The sequence below is a fragment of the Sedimenticola thiotaurini genome, assembly GCF_001007875.1.
Classification (GTDB): domain Bacteria; phylum Pseudomonadota; class Gammaproteobacteria; order Chromatiales; family Chromatiaceae; genus Sedimenticola; species Sedimenticola thiotaurini.
Genome location: NZ_CP011412.1, coordinates 413470 through 430143 on the forward strand (window position 1 = coordinate 413470; position 16674 = coordinate 430143).

At 58.0% G+C, this 16674-nt stretch carries 17 protein-coding genes; 8 read left to right on the forward strand and 9 right to left on the reverse strand.

Annotated elements, in window-relative coordinates; translation table 11 throughout:
• Positions 1-26: 26 nt before the first annotated feature.
• Positions 27-1424 carry a cbb3-type cytochrome c oxidase subunit I gene (locus tag AAY24_RS01800; RefSeq protein WP_234422227.1) on the forward strand — a complete coding sequence of 466 codons (1398 nt, stop codon included), beginning with the start codon at positions 27-29 and terminating at the stop codon, positions 1422-1424.
• On the opposite strand, the gene cyoE is transcribed toward AAY24_RS01800, so the two are convergent.
• From cyoE to AAY24_RS01815, 3 genes are read right to left on the reverse strand one after another with little or no spacing between them, the layout of a single operon-like run.
• Positions 1388-2308: a heme o synthase gene (cyoE, locus tag AAY24_RS01805; RefSeq protein WP_046858225.1), complete on the reverse strand. Its 921-nt coding sequence runs from the start codon at positions 2306-2308 to the stop codon at positions 1388-1390. The genes AAY24_RS01800 and cyoE overlap by 37 nt on opposite strands.
• Positions 2295-2927: an SCO family protein gene (locus AAY24_RS01810; RefSeq protein ID WP_046858226.1), complete on the reverse strand. Its 633-nt coding sequence runs from the start codon at positions 2925-2927 to the stop codon at positions 2295-2297. The genes cyoE and AAY24_RS01810 overlap by 14 nt, the downstream gene beginning before the upstream one ends.
• On the reverse strand, positions 2924-3658 hold the full coding sequence (locus AAY24_RS01815) for an SURF1 family protein (RefSeq protein ID WP_052760999.1): 735 nt from the start codon (positions 3656-3658) through the stop codon (positions 2924-2926). Before AAY24_RS01815 ends, AAY24_RS01810 begins: the two co-directional genes overlap by 4 nt.
• Positions 3659-3737: 79 nt before the next feature.
• Here AAY24_RS01815 and AAY24_RS01820 point away from each other — a divergent pair, with 79 nt between their 5' ends.
• Positions 3738-3953 (forward strand): twin transmembrane helix small protein, encoded by a 216-nt coding sequence (locus tag AAY24_RS01820; protein ID WP_234422228.1) that lies wholly within the window; start codon positions 3738-3740, stop codon positions 3951-3953.
• A gap of 22 nt (positions 3954-3975) precedes the next feature.
• Here AAY24_RS01820 and AAY24_RS01825 read toward each other — a convergent pair whose 3' ends face one another.
• Genes AAY24_RS01825 through coxB form a run of 5 tightly spaced genes read right to left on the reverse strand, consistent with a single transcriptional unit; the run spans position 3976 to position 8334 of the window.
• On the reverse strand, positions 3976-4848 hold the full coding sequence (locus AAY24_RS01825) for a cytochrome c oxidase subunit 3 (protein WP_046858228.1): 873 nt from the start codon (positions 4846-4848) through the stop codon (positions 3976-3978).
• A 30-nt stretch (positions 4849-4878) separates the two neighbouring features.
• Positions 4879-5451 carry a cytochrome c oxidase assembly protein gene (locus AAY24_RS01830; protein WP_046858229.1) on the reverse strand — a complete coding sequence of 191 codons (573 nt, stop codon included), beginning with the start codon at positions 5449-5451 and terminating at the stop codon, positions 4879-4881.
• A complete protein-coding gene (locus AAY24_RS19085) occupies positions 5448-5588 on the reverse strand; it encodes a hypothetical protein (RefSeq protein WP_199930460.1) in 141 nt (46 codons plus the stop codon). The genes AAY24_RS01830 and AAY24_RS19085 overlap by 4 nt, the downstream gene beginning before the upstream one ends.
• Positions 5585-7195, reverse strand: a complete 1611-nt coding sequence (gene ctaD, locus AAY24_RS01835) for a cytochrome c oxidase subunit I (protein WP_046858230.1) — start codon at positions 7193-7195, stop codon at positions 5585-5587. The genes AAY24_RS19085 and ctaD overlap by 4 nt, the downstream gene beginning before the upstream one ends.
• Before the next feature lie 14 nt (positions 7196-7209).
• Positions 7210-8334 (reverse strand): cytochrome c oxidase subunit II, encoded by a 1125-nt coding sequence (gene coxB / locus AAY24_RS01840; RefSeq protein ID WP_046858231.1) that lies wholly within the window; start codon positions 8332-8334, stop codon positions 7210-7212.
• A gap of 617 nt (positions 8335-8951) precedes the next feature.
• On the opposite strand from coxB, the gene AAY24_RS01845 reads away from it, so the two are divergent.
• The 3 genes from AAY24_RS01845 to AAY24_RS01855 all read left to right on the forward strand — a co-directional run bounded on the left by AAY24_RS01845 (position 8952) and on the right by AAY24_RS01855 (position 12629).
• A complete protein-coding gene (locus tag AAY24_RS01845; RefSeq protein ID WP_046858232.1) occupies positions 8952-9761 on the forward strand; it encodes a DUF2189 domain-containing protein in 810 nt (269 codons plus the stop codon).
• A 281-nt stretch (positions 9762-10042) separates the two neighbouring features.
• Positions 10043-11269 carry an LL-diaminopimelate aminotransferase gene (locus AAY24_RS01850; RefSeq protein WP_046858233.1) on the forward strand — a complete coding sequence of 409 codons (1227 nt, stop codon included), beginning with the start codon at positions 10043-10045 and terminating at the stop codon, positions 11267-11269.
• A 97-nt stretch (positions 11270-11366) separates the two neighbouring features.
• Positions 11367-12629 carry a diaminopimelate decarboxylase gene (locus tag AAY24_RS01855; protein ID WP_046858234.1) on the forward strand — a complete coding sequence of 421 codons (1263 nt, stop codon included), beginning with the start codon at positions 11367-11369 and terminating at the stop codon, positions 12627-12629.
• A gap of 138 nt (positions 12630-12767) precedes the next feature.
• Here AAY24_RS01855 and AAY24_RS01860 read toward each other — a convergent pair whose 3' ends face one another.
• Positions 12768-13568 (reverse strand): undecaprenyl-diphosphate phosphatase, encoded by an 801-nt coding sequence (locus tag AAY24_RS01860; RefSeq protein WP_046858235.1) that lies wholly within the window; start codon positions 13566-13568, stop codon positions 12768-12770.
• A 311-nt stretch (positions 13569-13879) separates the two neighbouring features.
• Here AAY24_RS01860 and AAY24_RS01865 point away from each other — a divergent pair, with 311 nt between their 5' ends.
• Genes AAY24_RS01865 through AAY24_RS01875 form a run of 3 tightly spaced genes read left to right on the forward strand, consistent with a single transcriptional unit; the run spans position 13880 to position 16659 of the window.
• Positions 13880-15286 carry a mannose-1-phosphate guanylyltransferase/mannose-6-phosphate isomerase gene (locus AAY24_RS01865; RefSeq protein ID WP_199930461.1) on the forward strand — a complete coding sequence of 469 codons (1407 nt, stop codon included), beginning with the start codon at positions 13880-13882 and terminating at the stop codon, positions 15284-15286.
• The gene (locus AAY24_RS01870; RefSeq protein ID WP_199930462.1) at positions 15258-16127 is read left to right on the forward strand and encodes a Gfo/Idh/MocA family protein; all 870 of its coding nucleotides are present in this window, start codon (positions 15258-15260) and stop codon (positions 16125-16127) included. The genes AAY24_RS01865 and AAY24_RS01870 overlap by 29 nt, the downstream gene beginning before the upstream one ends.
• A complete protein-coding gene (locus AAY24_RS01875) occupies positions 16120-16659 on the forward strand; it encodes a hypothetical protein (protein ID WP_046858237.1) in 540 nt (179 codons plus the stop codon). Before AAY24_RS01870 ends, AAY24_RS01875 begins: the two co-directional genes overlap by 8 nt.
• Positions 16660-16674: the final 15 nt, after the last annotated feature.

Sequence of the window (16674 nt, forward strand, 5' to 3'; positions counted from 1 at the left end):
GTATTGAGCAGGGGAGTGGTAAACAGGTGCTTGAACCACTGAATCCGAAACAGCAGCAGGAGGCGCGTCGCTGGCTGCAACTGGGGGTGCTGGCGCTGGCCATCGCCGGTCTGTTTGCCATCCTGCTGGTGCTCTCCCGCGCCCCCGGCATGGAGGCGTTTTTCCCCTGGATCGATTTCTTCCGCACGGCGCTGGTAGTGCACGTGGATCAGTCGGTTCTGATCTGGTTCCTGGCCATGGCGGGGATTATCTGGACACTGGCCGGGGTGCCGCCCATACCGGTCGCCTGGCGACGTACCGCCCTGGGCGTCTCCCTGGCAGGCACCCTGGGGATCGCCCTGGCTGCTTTCATCGGCGAGGGTGCCCCGCTGATGAACAACTATGTACCGGTGTTGCAGCGGCCCCTGTTTTTCTTCAGTCTGGGGTTGGTTGCTGTTGGTGTGGTGCTGCGCCTGGGCCTGTTGCTGGTGCGTATGCGTCCGGCACACCTGTCCGCCGACCAGGTCGGCATGATCAACGTGGTCGCCCTGACTGTGGCGGTGGCCTGCGCCGTGGCGGTCGGCGCACTGGTGTATACCTGGTTTTACCTGCCTGCCGCGCTGGATGGGGTGGCCTATTACGAGTACCTGTTCTGGGGCGCGGGACATGTACTGCAGTTCGCCTATACCCAGATGCTGCTGCTGGCCTGGCTGCTGTTGCTGGCCGCCAGTGGGGTGCGTATGCCGTTGTCGCCCCGGTTGCTGAACGGCTTGCTGCTGTTGGGTCTGTTGCCGATTCTCTGGACCTTTGTCATCTACCTTAATCATGAGCCGGTCTCTGCCGGCATGCGTATCGGCTTTACCCGATTGATGCAGTACGGCGGTGCGATACCCGCCGTGCCGGTGGGTCTGCTGGTGCTCTATGGGCTGATCAGAAACCGGCAGCGAACCACGCCGGCGCAACGTCCGCTGCGCCTGGCGCTCTGGTTTTCGCTGCTGCTGTTCGCCTCGGGGGGGCTGTTGGCGATGTTGATTCAGGGGGTCAATACGGTGATACCGGCCCATTACCACGGCTCCATCGTGGGGGTGACCCTGGCCCTGATGGGGTTTGCCTACCTGCTGTTGCCGGCACTGGGTTACGCCCGGGTGGAGGGCAGGCTGGCCACGGCGCAACCGATTGTCTACGGGGTGGGACAGCTGCTGCATATCGCTGGTCTGGCGTTTTCCGGTTTTCTGGGTATCCAGCGCAAAACCGCCGGCGCCGCCCAGGGTCTGGACAGCCTCCAGGCCAAACTGGCCATGGGGGTGATGGGCATTGGCGGCTTGCTGGCGGTAATCGGCGGTATCCTGTTTGTCTGGATCATGCTGCGCGCCTTCTGGGGCGGTCCGGATCGGCATAGGGCGCGGGGTCAGGCGTCCAGCCCAGGTATCAGCAGTACCAGGTAGTGATCGAGCAGCAGCAGGGCGAACAGCAGGCTCAGGTAGATGATTGAATAGCCGAAGGTCTTCATGGCGTGCCGGTTGTCTTCACTGCGCCACAGTACAAAGGCGTGATAGACAAATCCCACACCCAGTGCCAGGGCGCCCGCCAGGTAGAGATAGCCACTCATGTGAATCACAAAGGGCATCAGGGAGACGGCCAGTAACATGACGCTGTAGAGCAGGATCTGCTGTTTGGTGAACGCCACGCCGTGGGTCACCGGCAGCATGGGAATGCTGGCGCGGGCGTACTCCTTACGCCTATGGATGGCCAGCGGCCAGAAGTGGGGTGGTGTCCAGACGAACACGATCAGCAACAGCAGAAACGCCTCCAGGGAGACACTGTTGGTGATGGCGCACCAGCCCAACAGCGGCGGAGCGGCTCCGGCAAGACCACCCCAGACGATATTCTGCGGGGTGGTGCGTTTCAGATAGAGGGTGTAGATGAAGGCGTAACCGATCAGGGCCAGAAAGGTCAATCCGGCGGTGAGCAGGTTGACCAGGGTGGCCAGCATCAGCATGGATACCACCCCCAGCAGCAGGGCGAAACTGATCGCGTGGGGTGTATCCATCCGGCCGCTGGGAATGGGCCGCTGGCTGGTACGATCCATCAGCGCATCGATGCGTTGATCCAGGATGTGATTGATCACCGCACCGCAGGCGGCGGCCAGGGATATGCCGGCCAGGCCGAACAGCAGCGGCTGCAGGGGGATCGCCCCGGGGGTCGACAGCAGCATGCCCACCAGTGCGGTAAAGGCGATCAGCAGCACCACCTTGGGTTTGGTCATCTCGTAGTAGCGACGCCAGGCGATGGCGTCCTGGTTCAGTAGGGAGATTTCACCGATAGCCATTGTTTGCTCCTGTAGTCCAACTGCGGGACGCCTTCAGCAGCGTCTCCAGATCTTTGAGAATGTCTTTTTTCGGGCTGCCGGATGGGTAGCCCATCATCAGCATGCCGTTGGGATCGACCAGGTAGGTGGCGCCCCGCTGTTCGATGCCGGGCAGGGAGAAGAGTTGCCGGAATCGGGCCACCTGTTGCGGAGGGAGATAGAGTGTTCTGCTGGCGTCGACCAGTTGTTGGGGTTCATCATCAGACCCCCGGGCTGTGGGGGATGTCTGTATCAGCAGTTGTCCGACCCGTATCCGGTCGGCCCCGAGTGCGCGTCGGACCTGCCCTAATGCCAGTAACTGCTGCATACAGCCGGTATCGCAGGCACCCTCACGGTAGCTGATCAGGGTCCAGCGACCGGACAGAGCGCGCCAGTCAAAATCCTGTTGGGCGGCATCCTTCAAGGTGAGTGACTGCAGGGGTCTGGGGGGCAGAATCAGGGTGCCACGGTTTTTGTGTTTGTCCGGTAACCACTGCGGATTCATGATGTAGAACCACCCCGCGATGGGGGGCAGGCCAAACAGCAGCACCAGGGCCAGAATGGGCAGATAGGATCGGCCGGTCGCGGTTTGCTGCATCATTGATTCTCCTGTGCTGTTACCCATGAGGATAGTCGGGACAGTGAAAGTCTCAACCAGAGCACCAGGGATAACAGGCCGAAGGTAAACCACTGGATGGCGTAGCCCAGGTGCATCCCTTTCCCCGGGCGGGCCTGGGCCCAGGACCGTACAAATCCATAGGGCGAGTCTGGTGATTGCAGGATTATGAACGGCAGGATATCCAGCCCCGACCAGACGCGGTAGTTGTCCAGGGTCAGGAACGGCCAGGGGGCGGGATTGTTCAGGTCGAACTGGAGTTCGATTGCCGGTGGCGAGGGCCGGTTGGTTTCACCACTCAGGGTCACCAGTTCGGTCGGCGTATCGATAACCGGGGGCTGGTTATTGACCGCTGCCACCCAGCCCCGGTTTACCAGCAGATGCCGGTTGCTGCCTTCGATACGGAGCGGGGTGATAACGTGGAACCCGGGCTTGCCGAGATGTTTGCGATTGGCAATAAGTCGTTGCAGGGCCGGGATAAACCGGCCGCTCACGGTGAGAGTGCGGAACTCCAGGTTCTCTGCCGACACCGGTTGGCTGGACAGCAGCAGCGGTGGGAGTTTACGTCTCGCCTCCATGGTGCTGGCCAGGTTGCGTTTCTGCTCGGCGCGATCCAGTTGCCAGAAACCGAGCCAGGTGAACAGCGGCGGCAACAGCAGCAGTAGCAGCAGGGTCGGAATCGGACGGGGATGAAAATGCCAGGTGGAGGTCTGCATGGCGGTCTATAGTGTGGGCATGGGCATACACTGTTGTGTGCCGCCTCCGATTAATTCCCGTCGGAGAAGAGAGGACATCGTGGACATCGTTATCAAATTGCCGGTTGTTCTGGTACTCATTCTTATACTGGTCTCACTGTTTCAGGGTATGTACTACCTGGCCAAGGATGACGGAAAGAACGACAGGACCCGGGTGGTAAAGGCGCTGACCGTTCGCGTGGTACTCTCTTTTCTGCTCTTCTCCCTGCTGTTGATCGGCTATTTCACCGGTATGCTGGAACCGCACGGGGTGTAGCGCAGCGGGGCCCGCCCGGCCGTCAGAACCAGTAAACAAAAATAAACAGGCCCAGCCAGACCACGTCGACAAAATGCCAGTACCAGGCCACTGCCTCGAAGGCGAAGTGGTTATGGGTGCTGAAGTGCCCCTTCAGACTACGTCCCAGAATCGCCATCAGCATGATCGCCCCCATGGTGACGTGAAAGCCGTGGAATCCGGTCAGCATGTAGAAGGTGGAGCCGTAAACGCCGGTTTGCAGGGTCAGATTCAACTCCGCGTAGGCGTGGAAATATTCATAAGCCTGGAAACAGACAAACAGCAGTCCCAGTGCGATGGTGGCAGTCAGGCCCCGGATCAGGGTTTTCTGGTTGTCCTGTTTCAGACCCCAGTGGGCCCAGGTGATGGTGGCGCCACTGGAGAGCAGCAGCAGGGTGTTGATGGCCGGTATGCCCCAGGCGCCCATGGGGGTGAAATCGCCACCCAGTGCGCCGGGGCCCTGACTGGGCCAGGCGGGATCGAACTGACTGTAGAGGATCTCCCGGGTGGCGCTTAGGTAGCCTTCGCCACCCAGCCAGGGCAGGGCCACGTTGCGGATATAGAACAGGGCACCGAAGAACGCCAGGAAAAAGAACACCTCGGAGGCGATAAACCAGAACATCCCCATCCGGAAAGAGCGATCCACCTGCTGGTTGTAACTGTCAGCCAGGTTTTCTGAAATCACATCCCGGAACCAGCCAAACAGCAGGTAGGCGAACAGCAGCAGCCCCGCGATCACGATGAACTTGCCGACCGCCACGCTGTTCATTGCCAACACGGCGCCGATCAGCGTGGTCAGCAGAGAGACCATGCCGATAATGGGCCAGGGACTGGGTTCGGGAATAAAGTAAGCGGTCTGTTGCTCTGTCGTTGACATGGTGTCGATTCCGTTGTTGTTGTATGGGGACTAACCCTTCTCTCGGTTCGTTGCGTCAACCGGCCTGCTATCCAGTTTCATCAGGCTGTAGGAGAGCGTCAGTGAGCGGATCTCCGGTGGCAGGTCCGGCGAAATCATGAAACGTAACGGCATGTCCACAGACTCGCTGCCCGCCAGGGTCTGCTGGTTGAAGCAGAAACACTCCAGTTTGTTCAGAAAAGCTGTGGCCTGCCAGGGTACAACACTGGGTATGGCCTGCCCGGTGATCGATTCGCTGCTGCGATTGTGGGCGGCAAAATCGACCTGGTAGATCTTGCCCGGATGCACTTTCAGGTTGCTCTCCAGGGGACGGAAGTCCCAGGGCAGGTTGGGGTGCACCGAGGTGTCGAACTTGATGGTGATCAGTCGCCCATCCTCCTGTTCGGTAACCTGGGCAACCGCTTCCCCCGAACTGCGTATGTTGACTGACTGAATACCGGTTACCTGACAGAGCAGATCGTAGAGCGGCACCAGGGCAAAACCGAAACCGAACATGCCCACAACCAGCAGTGATAACAGCCAGACGGTGCGTCGCCGGTTTCTGATCTGCCCGTCACTGTTCATTGCGTGGCAGCTCCCAACACTTTGAAAATGTTCTGCCAGAACGGAAATGCTGTGATCAGTACCAGCAGTGCGAAGCCGGCCAGAATCCAGGCCAGGCGTCTGTTCTTCCGTCTTAGTTCATCGTCCTGCCAGTTCATGATGTCTGCTCCTGGCGGATCAGCGGTGGTGTCTCCCAGGTGTGGAAGGGCGGCGGAGAGGCCACTTCCCACTCCAGTCCTTCAGCACCTTCCCAGGCACGGCTTTTGGCCGGTTCACCGCCACGGATAGTCTTGATGACAATGTACAGCAGCAGCAGATGGCTGAAACCGAAAATCATCGCCCCGACACTGGAGATGGCGTTGAACTCGGTAAACATGACGTTGTAGTCGATAATGCGGCGCGGCATACCGGCCAGGCCGAGAAAATGCTGTGGGAAAAATGTGAGGTTAAAGCCGGTGACGTTGATCCAGAAAAAGATCTTGCCGAGTCGTTCGTCATACATGTGGCCGGTCCATTTAGGCAGCCAGTAGAAGACCCCGGCAAACAGGCCGAACACCGCTCCCGGCATCAGCACGTAATGGAAATGGGCCACCACGAACATACTGTCGTGGTACTGCATATCCGCCGGCACCACCGCCAGCATCACACCGCTGAGACCGCCGAAGGTGAACATCAGGATAATGGCCACCGCGAACAGCATCGGTGTCTCGAAGGTCATGGCGCCGCGCCACATGGTGGCGATGAAGTTGAAGATCATCAGGCCAACGGGAATGGAGATGATGATAGTGCCGATCATGAAGTAGCTGACCGCCCCCAGCGACATGCCGATGGTGTACTGGTGATGGGCCCACACCACCATGCCGATGGTGCCGACCGCGATCATGGCGCCGACCATGGATTTGTAGCCAAACAGCGGTTTACGGGCGAAGGTGGGTATGATGTGAGAGAGTACCCCGATGGAAGGCAACAGCAGTACATAGACTTCGGGGTGACCGAAGAACCAGAACAGGTGCTGGAACAGCACCGGGTCGCCACCACCGGCCGCATCGAAAAAGCTGGTGCCGAAGTGGCGATCGAACAGCAGCATGGTGACGCCGCCGGCCAGTACCGGTACCACCAGGATCAGCAGGAAGGCGGTCACCAGCCAGGTCCAGCAGAAGATCGGCATCTGCATCAGGGTCATGCCGGGAGCACGCATGTTGAGCAGGGTGACGATGATGTTGATCGAGGCCAGCACCGAGGAGATACCCAGCAGGTGGATGGCGAAGATCAGGAAATCCATGGACATGCCCACCTGCACGGAAAGGGGCGGGTAGAGGGTCCAGCCGGTATTGATCTGGCTGCCGCCACCGGGGAAAAAAGGCACTACGAAGGAGAGAATCAGCATGGTGCCGGCGGCCGGCAGAATCCAGAAGCTGAGGTTGTTCATACGGGGTAGCGCCATATCGGGCGCGCCGATCATCAGTGGGATCATCCAGTTGGCGAGACCGGCGGCTGCCGGCATCACCGCGCCAAAGATCATCAGCAGGGCGTGGTTGGTGACCAGGTTGTTATACAGATCGGGGTCCAGTAACTGGATGCCGGGTTGAAACAGTTCGGCCCGGATCAGCATGGCGCTGGCACCCCCCATGAACATCATGGTCAGGGCGAAAAACAGATAGAGGGTGCCGATGTCCTTGTGATTGGTACTGAACAACCAGCGGCGCCAGCCGGTCGGATTGGCGTGATGGTGGGCCTCATCATGCAGGGTAGTGGTATAGCTCATGTTCCTATACTCCTTCAGCGGGCCTGTTTGATGTCAGTGGGTTGCACGATATCCCCGGTCTTGTTGTCCCAGGCGTTGCGTTCGTAGGTGATAATGGCGGCGATTTCAAGATCGTTCAGCGTTCCCCAGGCCTGCATGGCGGTGCCCGGTTTGCCATTGATGACAATGTTCAGATGGGCTTCCAGCGGACCGTTGACGATGGCGGAGCCGTTCAGAGCCGGGAACGCCGGCGGCAGACCCTGGCCATTCACCTGATGGCAGGCGCCGCACTTGGTCTCATACAGCTCCTTGCCCTTGCTGATCAGTTCCTCTCTGCTCCAGGTTTTTGATGAGGAGGCCTCGGCCGCCGCCGCCACTTTGATCGCCTGCTGGTCCTTCACCCAGGCAGCAAATTTTTCCGGTGATACCGATTCCACCACGATCGGCATACGGGAGTGCCAGGTACCGCACAGTTCGGCGCACTGGCCACGGAATACCCCTTCCCGATTCAGCTCTGACCAGGTCTCCGTGACATAACCGGGAATGGCGTCTTTCTTGAACGCCAGTTCGGGTACCCAGAAGGCGTGCAGCACATCGGCCGAGGTATGCAGGAAACGGATCTTGGTGTTGGTGGGCAGTACCAGCCGGTTGTCCACTTCACGCAGATAGAGATCACCGGACTCCTCTTTGGGGACGAAACGGCTCTCCACCTTGATGCCGTGATCCAGATAGTCAAATTCCCACCACCACTGATGGCCGGTCACTTTCACGTCCATCAGTTTTTCATCTTTCGGTACGTCCCAGACTTTTTTCAGCACTGTGTCCGCATTACTGGCAATGGTCAGATCGACACCCAGCACCAGGGCCGGCACGATCACCCAGGACCAGCTACCGAACCAGGTGTTGTGGAAGTTCTGGTCCGCCTGATAGCCCCGGCTTTTCCTGTGAAAGTAGAGTGAGTAGATGACGAAGGAGAAGACCACCAGCAACAGGAAGGTGGCGATCTGCATGGTCAGCATGTGGATGTCGTAGATCTCCTGCGCGACATCGGCAGCCGGGGGGGGGAAGTTGATGCCGTACTCGGCACGGGACGATTGAAAGACGGCCAAACCGGCGATTAGCAGAAGGAGCCTGCTGAAAGTGGTAAAACTCCTGCACATAACTACTCTTCCCCTCTCGATCATCTGTTAATGACTACGGGTCAGATATTAAGCTGCATATCCGGTTAAACTATCTCTCTACGCTACGACTTCCATCTGTTGGTAAATTGTTTCAACCGCAGTTCCCCAATCAGGGACCATGTCCCGGATCAAGGTGCCGCATTAAGTAGGTTGCGGCCGCCTGTATAAGGGTGAAATCTCAAATAATGAGTCTGACCCGGCTATTTTTTTTGTACTCCAGGTCGGCATCCAATCCGTACCCGTTATAGATGACCCGGTGATAACAATGAGAGTACAGGCTCTCAGTCAGAGGCTGTCCGACTTTAATCCTGTTATCACGAGGCCTTTACGCCACAACGGCCGATCGTACCTAAGGTGAGTATGGCCTATTATTTGCGAAACGCAATGTACAGCTGATTGCTAAGGTGGTGATGTCTGTAGGCAACTCACTGATAGTGAGCCGCAGTGCGGCTCCTGATCGTCGTCAATGCCCCCCGTTGTGCATCCGGCGTCGACATTACCCTTTATTTTTTGTGCTTGAAGATTGCAGGTTGCCTGCATATAAGTGATGTAGGCGCATTTACCGATGCGATTGAATAATCAGCGGGATCACAAATATGGCGCTCAATCAGAATACCGTAGTTACTCCCACTCTCCCGATAGATCTTCCGCAGGTACAGCTTGTTACCCTGGATCATCCATGGCAGTGGATAGCGGCCGGGTGGCAGGATCTGAAAGCGGCGCCGGGGATCAGTATTGCGTACGGCATGATGTTTCTGATACTGAGTTTCCTGCTGACAATGGCGTTTGTCTCAATGGATATGGGGTTTTTTATCCCCGCGCTTGCCGCCGGTTTTTTTCTCATTTCACCCCTGCTGGCATTGGGGCTGTATGATGTCAGTCGCTCGCTCTCCCGGGGCAGCAAGCCAACCTTCTTAGGCAGTCTGATGTGCTGGCGCAGGACGCCTTTCAATCTACTCGCCATGGGGCTGGTGTTGATGCTGGCGTTCCTGGTCTGGATGATGCTGTCCAATATGGTTTTTGCGCTCTTCTTTACCGGCATAACGCCCGATATGGCATCCGCACTGGATGTACTGTTTTTCTCCGGTGATAGTCCGGCCTTTATGGCCGCAGGCATTATTTCCGGTGGCCTGATTGCGCTGGTGGTATTCGCCATCAGCGTGGTGTCGGTGCCCATGATCCTGGATCGGGATGCCGATGTGATGAGCGCCGTTGTCACCAGCATCCGTTGTGTAACCAGCAACCCGAAGCCGCTGTTACTGTGGGCGTCGCTGATTGTGATGTTTGTCGGCCTTGGCTTGGTCTCCCTGTTTGTCGGTCTGGTTATCTTCATGCCATTGGTGGGGCATGCCAGTTGGCACGCCTATCAGGATCTGGTGGGATCAACTTCCTCCCGTACCGACTGATCCCCCGGCCGGAGCGGTCGTTTGACCGATATGCAATCAAACCGCCGGTCGCTGTATCCCTCTGTTCTGATTTATTTGGCCATTATTGGCGGGGTTATTGATGGGCCCGGCGAGCGTCGTGCCCTTACCTGAATATGGCTTGAAAGAATTGGATAATTTATACTAGCCCGTTTGCAACTTCCCGATGGTGTCTGGAGGGGCCTGTTGTCCCGACTGCCGAGCGCCGGTCCGGAAGTAATCCAGTTCTATCGTCGTCAAGCGCGGCAAACCAGGGTGTCCAGATGATCAAAATTAATGAAAACTACCAGAAGCTGCAGGCTTCCTACCTCTTCTCGAATATCGCCAAGCGGGTCAGTGCGTTTCAGCAGGCCAACCCTGACAAGAAACTGATCAAGCTGGGTATTGGCGACGTGACCCGGGCGTTGCCGGATGCCTGTGTCAAGGCGTTCCACGCGGCGGTGGATGAGATGGCCAACGATGCCACTTTCCATGGTTACGGTCCGGAGCAGGGTTACGATTTTCTGCGTGAGGCGATAGCCAAAAACGATTTCCAGGCCCGCGGTGCCCAGGTCGATGCCGATGAAGTGTTTGTCAGCGATGGTGCCAAGTGCGACAGCGGCAATTTCCAGGAGATCTTCTCCACCGATATCACCGTAGCGATCCCGGATCCGGTCTACCCGGTCTATGTGGATACCAATGTGATGGCGGGCCGCAGCGGTAACTGGAATGAGGAGCTGGGGCGTTATGAGAACCTGGTCTACCTGGACGGTAACCGGGAGAACGGCTTCATTCCCGAACTGCCGGAGCAGCAGGTCGACCTGATCTACCTCTGCTTCCCCAACAACCCCACCGGTTCCATGGCGACCCGGGAGCAGCTGAAACAGTGGGTCGATTATGCCCGGGCCAACAAATCCCTGATTCTTTACGATGCGGCCTACGAGGCGTTCGTGCAGGATGAGGATCTGCCGCGCTCCATCTACGAGGTGGAAGGTGCCCGGGAAGTGGCCATCGAGTTCCGCAGTTTCTCCAAGACCGCTGGCTTCACCGGCACCCGCTGCGCCTATACCGTGGTGCCCAAGAGCTGCATGGCCTATACCGAGGCAGGGGAGGCGGTCTCCGTGCACTCCCTGTGGAATCGTCGTCACACCACCAAGTTCAACAGTGTCTCTTACCCGGTGCAGCGTGCCGCCGAGGCGGTCTACTCCAGCGAAGGACAGGCCCAGATCAAAGAGCTGATCGCCTACTACCTGAACAATGCGAAGTATATCCGCGAGAAGATGGAGGCGCTCGGTTACGAGTGCATCGGTGGCGTCAACTCCCCCTATATCTGGATTGATGGCAAAACTGACTCCTGGGCATTTTTCGATCGGCTGCTGAACGAGGCCGGGGTGGTCTGTACCCCCGGGGCCGGGTTCGGCAAGTGCGGCGAAGGCTATATCCGCATCAGCGCTTTCAACAGTTTCGAGAATGTGACCGAGGCGATGGAGCGGATCAGTAAAATCCTCTGATCTTCAAGCTATACATTTCTAAAACCATTTCGCATAACCCCGCACCAGTTTATGCTGGTCGGGGTTATAGACAGTAGTGAATGACCGGAACCAGACCATGCCCATTTCCAGCGATTTAGAACAGCGTCTCTACCCCAACATCGAAGCGATTGCCCAGCACTTCGGTACTCCGTTCCACATCTATGACGAGAAGGGCATCCGCGAAACCGGCGAGACACTGAACCGGCTGTTTGCCGGTATCGACGGTTTCAAGGAGTACTATGCGGTGAAGGCGTTGCCCAATCCCCGCATCCTGGAGATCATGCGCTCCCTGGGCTTCGGTTTTGACTGCAGTTCCAGGGCGGAGCTCCAGCTGAGTCGTGCCACCGGCGCCCGGGGTGAGGAGATCATGTTCACTTCCAACAACACCAGCCAGGCCGATTTCCAGGCGGCCGCAGCCGATGGTGGCTGTGTGCTGAATCTGGATGATATCAGCCTGGTGGACAAGGTGCCGGAGATGCCGGAACTGATCTGCTTCCGTTACAATCCGGGTGAACGGCGCACCGGCAACAGCATTATCGGCACTCCGGTGGAGGCCAAGTATGGCGTCTCCCACGATCAGCTGCTGGAGGCCTACCGCAAGGCCCAGGCGCGCGGGGCCAGGCGTTTTGGTCTGCATACCATGCTGGCCTCCAACGAACTCAACTACAGCTATATGGTGGAGACCGCCCGAATGCTGCTGGAGAGTGTCGAGTGGATCTCCAGCGAGCTGGGCATCCGCTTCGAGTTCGTTAATATCGGCGGCGGGCTGGGCATACCTTACCGTCCTGGGGAGCAGCCCCTGGATATCGCCGCAATGGCCCATGAGATCACTGCCCTGTTTGACGATTTCCGGCAGCGGCACGGCTATGCACCGCGTATGTATGTGGAGAGCGGCCGTTATATCACCGGTCCCCATGGTGTGCTGGTGACCCGGGCGATCAACCGCAAGGAGATCTATCGCACCTATGTGGGGGTGGATGCCTGTATGTCAGCCCTGATGCGTCCCGGTATGTACGGCGCTTATCACCACATTACCGTGCCCGGTAAATCGGGTGGCGATGAGGTGGTGGATGTGGCCGGCTCGCTGTGTGAGAACAATGATAAATTCGCCATTCAACGTAACCTGCCCGCTATCAGCGATGGGGATCTGCTCTGCATTCATGATACCGGTGCCCACGGCCACGCCATGGGGTTCAACTACAACGGCAAGGTGCGTCCTAAGGAGTTGCTGCTGCGTAGTGACGGAACGGTTGAGCTGATTCGTCGTGAAGAGACCCTGGATGATCTGTTCGCTACGCTGCAGTTTGAACCGGACAATTTCACCCCCGCCCGGGGATAAGAGAGAGCAGCGGACCGTCCCGATGCATAGCGTAGGACCGGGGCGGACACTGCGCCTGCCGGCAGGCTGATGTCCGGGGCTGGGATTGCTGTAGGGGAGGTTCGACGCTCGGCCCGGTAGCCGGCCCCGTATCGGTTACTACAGGGCAATCCAGATCAACACCGCACCCAGCAGTAACCGGTAGATGACAAACGGCAGCATGCCGATGCGGTCGATCACGTGTAGAAACAGGCGGATACAGAGATAGGCGGAGACAAAGGAGAACAGCGCACCCACCAGCATGGCTTGCCAGTCCACCGGCTCCTGGTGAATGATCAGCTCCAGGGTTACCAGGCTGCCCGACATCACGATGGTGGGGATCGAGAGCAGAAAGGAGAAGCGTGAAGCCGCTTCCCGGGTCAGGCCGAGCATCATGCCGGCCGTGATGGTGATGCCTGATCGGGAGGTGCCGGGGATCAGTGCCAGTACCTGGAACAGGCCGATAATCAGGGCGTCACGCCAACTGGTGGAATACTCATCCCGGGTCCGACTGCCATTTCTGTCGTACCAGTACAGCAGCAGGCCGAACAGAATGGTTGCCGCTGCAATCACCCAGATCGACCGCAGTTCATGTTCAACTTCAGAGAAAAACAGCAGTCCGGCCGCCATGATGGGCAGGGTCGCCAGGATCAGCAGCCACACCATTTGCGAGTTCTGGGTCGGCGGAGCACCTTTGATCACCGAGCGAAAAAAATCACCCGCCATGTCCAGCAGTTCATGCCTGAAGAAGGTGGTTACCGCCAGCAGGGAGCCAAGGTGTACTGCCACGTCAAAACCGAGCCCCTGATCCTGGTAGCCAAACAGCATCGGCGTCAGAATGAGATGGGCGGAGCTGGAGATGGGCAGGAACTCAGTCAATCCCTGAACAATAGCAAGTATAAAAATCTGTAAGCTATCCATGGCTGTCAGTGCTGCGGGTGGGACTGGTTTGTAAGGGAGCGTATGGGAATGGATCGGTACGGTTGATTCGATGCGCTTTCCAGGACAATCCGGCATCTCTGTAACTGCACTGCCTCCGAAGCGGATCTCACATTCTCAAGTCCTGGGTTGATTCTGGTGGGGGGCAATGATACCGGTTTACAGAGCTGTTTTCATGCGAATTTTTTGTTTTTTCCCGGGGAGCTGGTCGGGAGAGCAGTCCCACCTTTTGGTCGTCAATCCAGCGCAAAATACTATAGACTTACGGAAACATCGATACAGGGGAGTTGATAATGATACCGGTGATTCTTTCGGGTGGTTCAGGAACGCGTCTATGGCCGCTGTCGCGCAGCCAATACCCCAAGCAGTTTCTGCCGCTGGTGACCGACAACACCATGCTTCAGGAGACTGTCGCCCGGCTGGATGGTCTGGACGGCGTAGCCGCACCCATCGTGGTATGCAATGAAGATCACCGTTTCATGGTGGCCGAGCAGTTACGGGAGATAGGGGTTACCGCCCAGGCCATCCTGCTGGAGCCGGTGGGACGCAACACGGCGCCGGCCGTGGCGCTGGCGGCGCTGGCGGCGGAATCACCGGATGAACTGCTGCTGGTGCTGGCCGCCGATCATGTGATCAGTGACAAACCGGCCTTTCACGCGGCGGTGATGAAGGCGGCGGATGCGGCAAGAGCGGGCCGACTGGTCACTTTCGGGGTCGTGCCAACCGGTCCGGAGACCGGCTATGGTTACATCCGTCGGGGTGATGCGGCCACCTGGGACGGTACTTACGCGGTTAAACAGTTCGTGGAGAAGCCGGACCTGGAAACCGCCCGTGGCTATCTTGATTCTGGCGATTACTACTGGAACAGCGGCATGTTTGTGTTTACGGCTGCCCAATACCTGGCGGCTCTGGAAAAGCACCGTCCTGAGATGCTGGCCGCCTGCAGAAGTGCCTATGCCAACAGTCACCCTTCCCCCGATTTTGTGCGCCTGGACAAGGCCGCCTTTGCCGCCTGTCCGGCGGACTCCATAGATTATGCGGTGATGGAGAAGACCGACCGGGGTGTGGTGGTTCCGCTGGATGCCGGTTGGAATGATGTAGGTTCCTGGTCGGCACTGTGGGAGGTGGCCGGCAAGGACGGGCAGGGGAATTCACTGAAAGGTGATGTGCTCAGCGTTGACACCCGCAACTCCTATATTCAGTCGGAGAATAAACTGGTGGCGGTGGTTGGCCTGGACGACATGGTGGTGGTGGAGACTGACGATGCGGTGATGGTCTCCCCAAAGTCACGGGTCCAGGAGGTGAAGCAGATTGTCGATCTGTTGCGGGAAGCCGGTCGTAGCGAGAGCGAGCTGCACCGCAAGGTTTATCGACCCTGGGGTTATTACGACTCCATCGATCTGGGCGAGCGCCATCAGGCCAAGCGGATTGTGGTCAACCCGGGGGCAAAGTTGTCACTGCAGATGCATCATCACCGGGCCGAGCACTGGATTGTGGTGAAGGGCACGGCCAGCGTCACCCGGGGTGAAGAGGAGATGCTGCTGACCGAAAATCAGTCCACCTACATTCCTATTGGTACCACCCACAGTCTGGAGAATCGCGGTGTGATTCCGCTGGAGATGGTGGAGGTGCAGACCGGCAGCTACCTGGGTGAGGATGATATCGTCCGCTTTGACGACCGTTACGGGCGGGCTGAATAGTGGCCGGCAGCGGGGACAGGGGGTGCCGGTGATCGGGATTATCGGATCAGACGGTGACCTGGGGCGACGGGTCCGGCTGGATCTGGATGTCGATCAACTGTTGCTGATTGATCGTCACAACCGGGACCAGTTGGAGTCGTACCTGCCGCAACTGGAGTTGGCCCTGGTGTTTACCCCGCCCGACACCCATGCGTCCTATCTGGAGATGTTGTCTAGCGCCGGCGTGCCCCGAATTCTGTGTGAAAAACCGTTGCCGGTTACTCCACAACTGCAAGATCCCGGGCGGGTGCGGATTATCGATCACTACCTGTTCAAGCAGGATGCCCAGGTCTGTCGGGACCATTTTCAGCGCCGCCGGGCGGATATCGATCAGATCTCCCTGTCACTTTGCGAATCGAAGCCGGAACGGCGTAGCTGGATGTGGTCCCGGGCCGCCTATGGCGGAGTGATTCTCGATCTGGCTCACCATCTGGTGGCGCTGCTCGGTTTTATGTCCGGAGAGTACCAGACACTGTCCGCCATCACCGACCTGTCAGTCGACCAGGTGAGGTTCTTTTCACACCCCGATCCGGCGGAATCCGCCGCTGTGATCACCGCTAGCTGGGCCGGTATCCGCCTGACCCTGAATGTTGCCAAGGCCGGTCATGATGACAAGGGGGTTACCTTCAGATATCGGGATGGAACGGAGCAGCGGGTCGATCTGTCGGACCGGGTCAACTATCAACAGATTCTGCTTGCCGGTGGATCGGATGAACCATCACCGCTGCTGGCTTTTTCCGATGCCGTGCTGATCAACCGGTTTCTGACCAGGTTGTTGCAGGAGATTGAGCCCCATGTCTGAGAAAGAGAGGAAGATGGAGGAGGCCAACGCTGTCGAGTTGCTCAAGGATCTGACCGATGTATTCAAACATCGGCACCGGTTCTACTGGTCAACCTACTACAAACTGATGTTCTATCACCTGACCATCGCCGCCTTGCCCTACGTTGCCTATCACTTTCTCAAGACCTATAACTTCATCGCCAATGAACAGAGTTATATGATCCTGTTGCTGGTGATCTTTGCCTGGCTGCTGCTGGGGGTCAACATATGGCTGGTTCTGCGCAGCAGAAAATATCTTGAAAGCGAGGATCTACGACTGCGGATCGTACACAAGGCGGTGCGGGAGATGTATATGCGGGAGTTCGCTATCAATCTCTACCCCGGAATGGATGCGCTGCAGGCGGACTACCAGTGTCGATCGGAAAACAACAACAATAAGATCCTGGTCAGTTCTATAGGCGGCTACATGGAGTCCCTGTTTGTTACCTTCCTGATACTCATCTCCACCCTGGGTACGCTGCTGTTTTCGTTCCTCGCCTATACCCTGCTGTAGGGCGTATCCGCCGAC

Coding starts and splice junctions, on each gene's coding strand:
- cyoE (WP_046858225.1), bottom strand. CDS start 2,308: ATGGCTATCGGTGAAATCTCCCTACTGAACCAGGACGCCATCGCCTGG.
- AAY24_RS01810 (WP_046858226.1), bottom strand. CDS start 2,927: ATGATGCAGCAAACCGCGACCGGCCGATCCTATCTGCCCATTCTGGCC.
- AAY24_RS01815 (WP_052760999.1), bottom strand. CDS start 3,658: ATGCAGACCTCCACCTGGCATTTTCATCCCCGTCCGATTCCGACCCTG.
- AAY24_RS01825 (WP_046858228.1), bottom strand. CDS start 4,848: ATGTCAACGACAGAGCAACAGACCGCTTACTTTATTCCCGAACCCAGT.
- AAY24_RS01830 (WP_046858229.1), bottom strand. CDS start 5,451: ATGAACAGTGACGGGCAGATCAGAAACCGGCGACGCACCGTCTGGCTG.
- AAY24_RS19085 (WP_199930460.1), bottom strand. CDS start 5,588: ATGAACTGGCAGGACGATGAACTAAGACGGAAGAACAGACGCCTGGCC.
- ctaD (WP_046858230.1), bottom strand. CDS start 7,195: ATGAGCTATACCACTACCCTGCATGATGAGGCCCACCATCACGCCAAT.
- coxB (WP_046858231.1), bottom strand. CDS start 8,334: ATGTGCAGGAGTTTTACCACTTTCAGCAGGCTCCTTCTGCTAATCGCC.
- AAY24_RS01845 (WP_046858232.1), top strand. CDS start 8,952: ATGGCGCTCAATCAGAATACCGTAGTTACTCCCACTCTCCCGATAGAT.
- AAY24_RS01850 (WP_046858233.1), top strand. CDS start 10,043: ATGATCAAAATTAATGAAAACTACCAGAAGCTGCAGGCTTCCTACCTC.
- AAY24_RS01855 (WP_046858234.1), top strand. CDS start 11,367: ATGCCCATTTCCAGCGATTTAGAACAGCGTCTCTACCCCAACATCGAA.
- AAY24_RS01860 (WP_046858235.1), bottom strand. CDS start 13,568: ATGGATAGCTTACAGATTTTTATACTTGCTATTGTTCAGGGATTGACT.
- AAY24_RS01865 (WP_199930461.1), top strand. CDS start 13,880: ATGATACCGGTGATTCTTTCGGGTGGTTCAGGAACGCGTCTATGGCCG.
- AAY24_RS01875 (WP_046858237.1), top strand. CDS start 16,120: ATGTCTGAGAAAGAGAGGAAGATGGAGGAGGCCAACGCTGTCGAGTTG.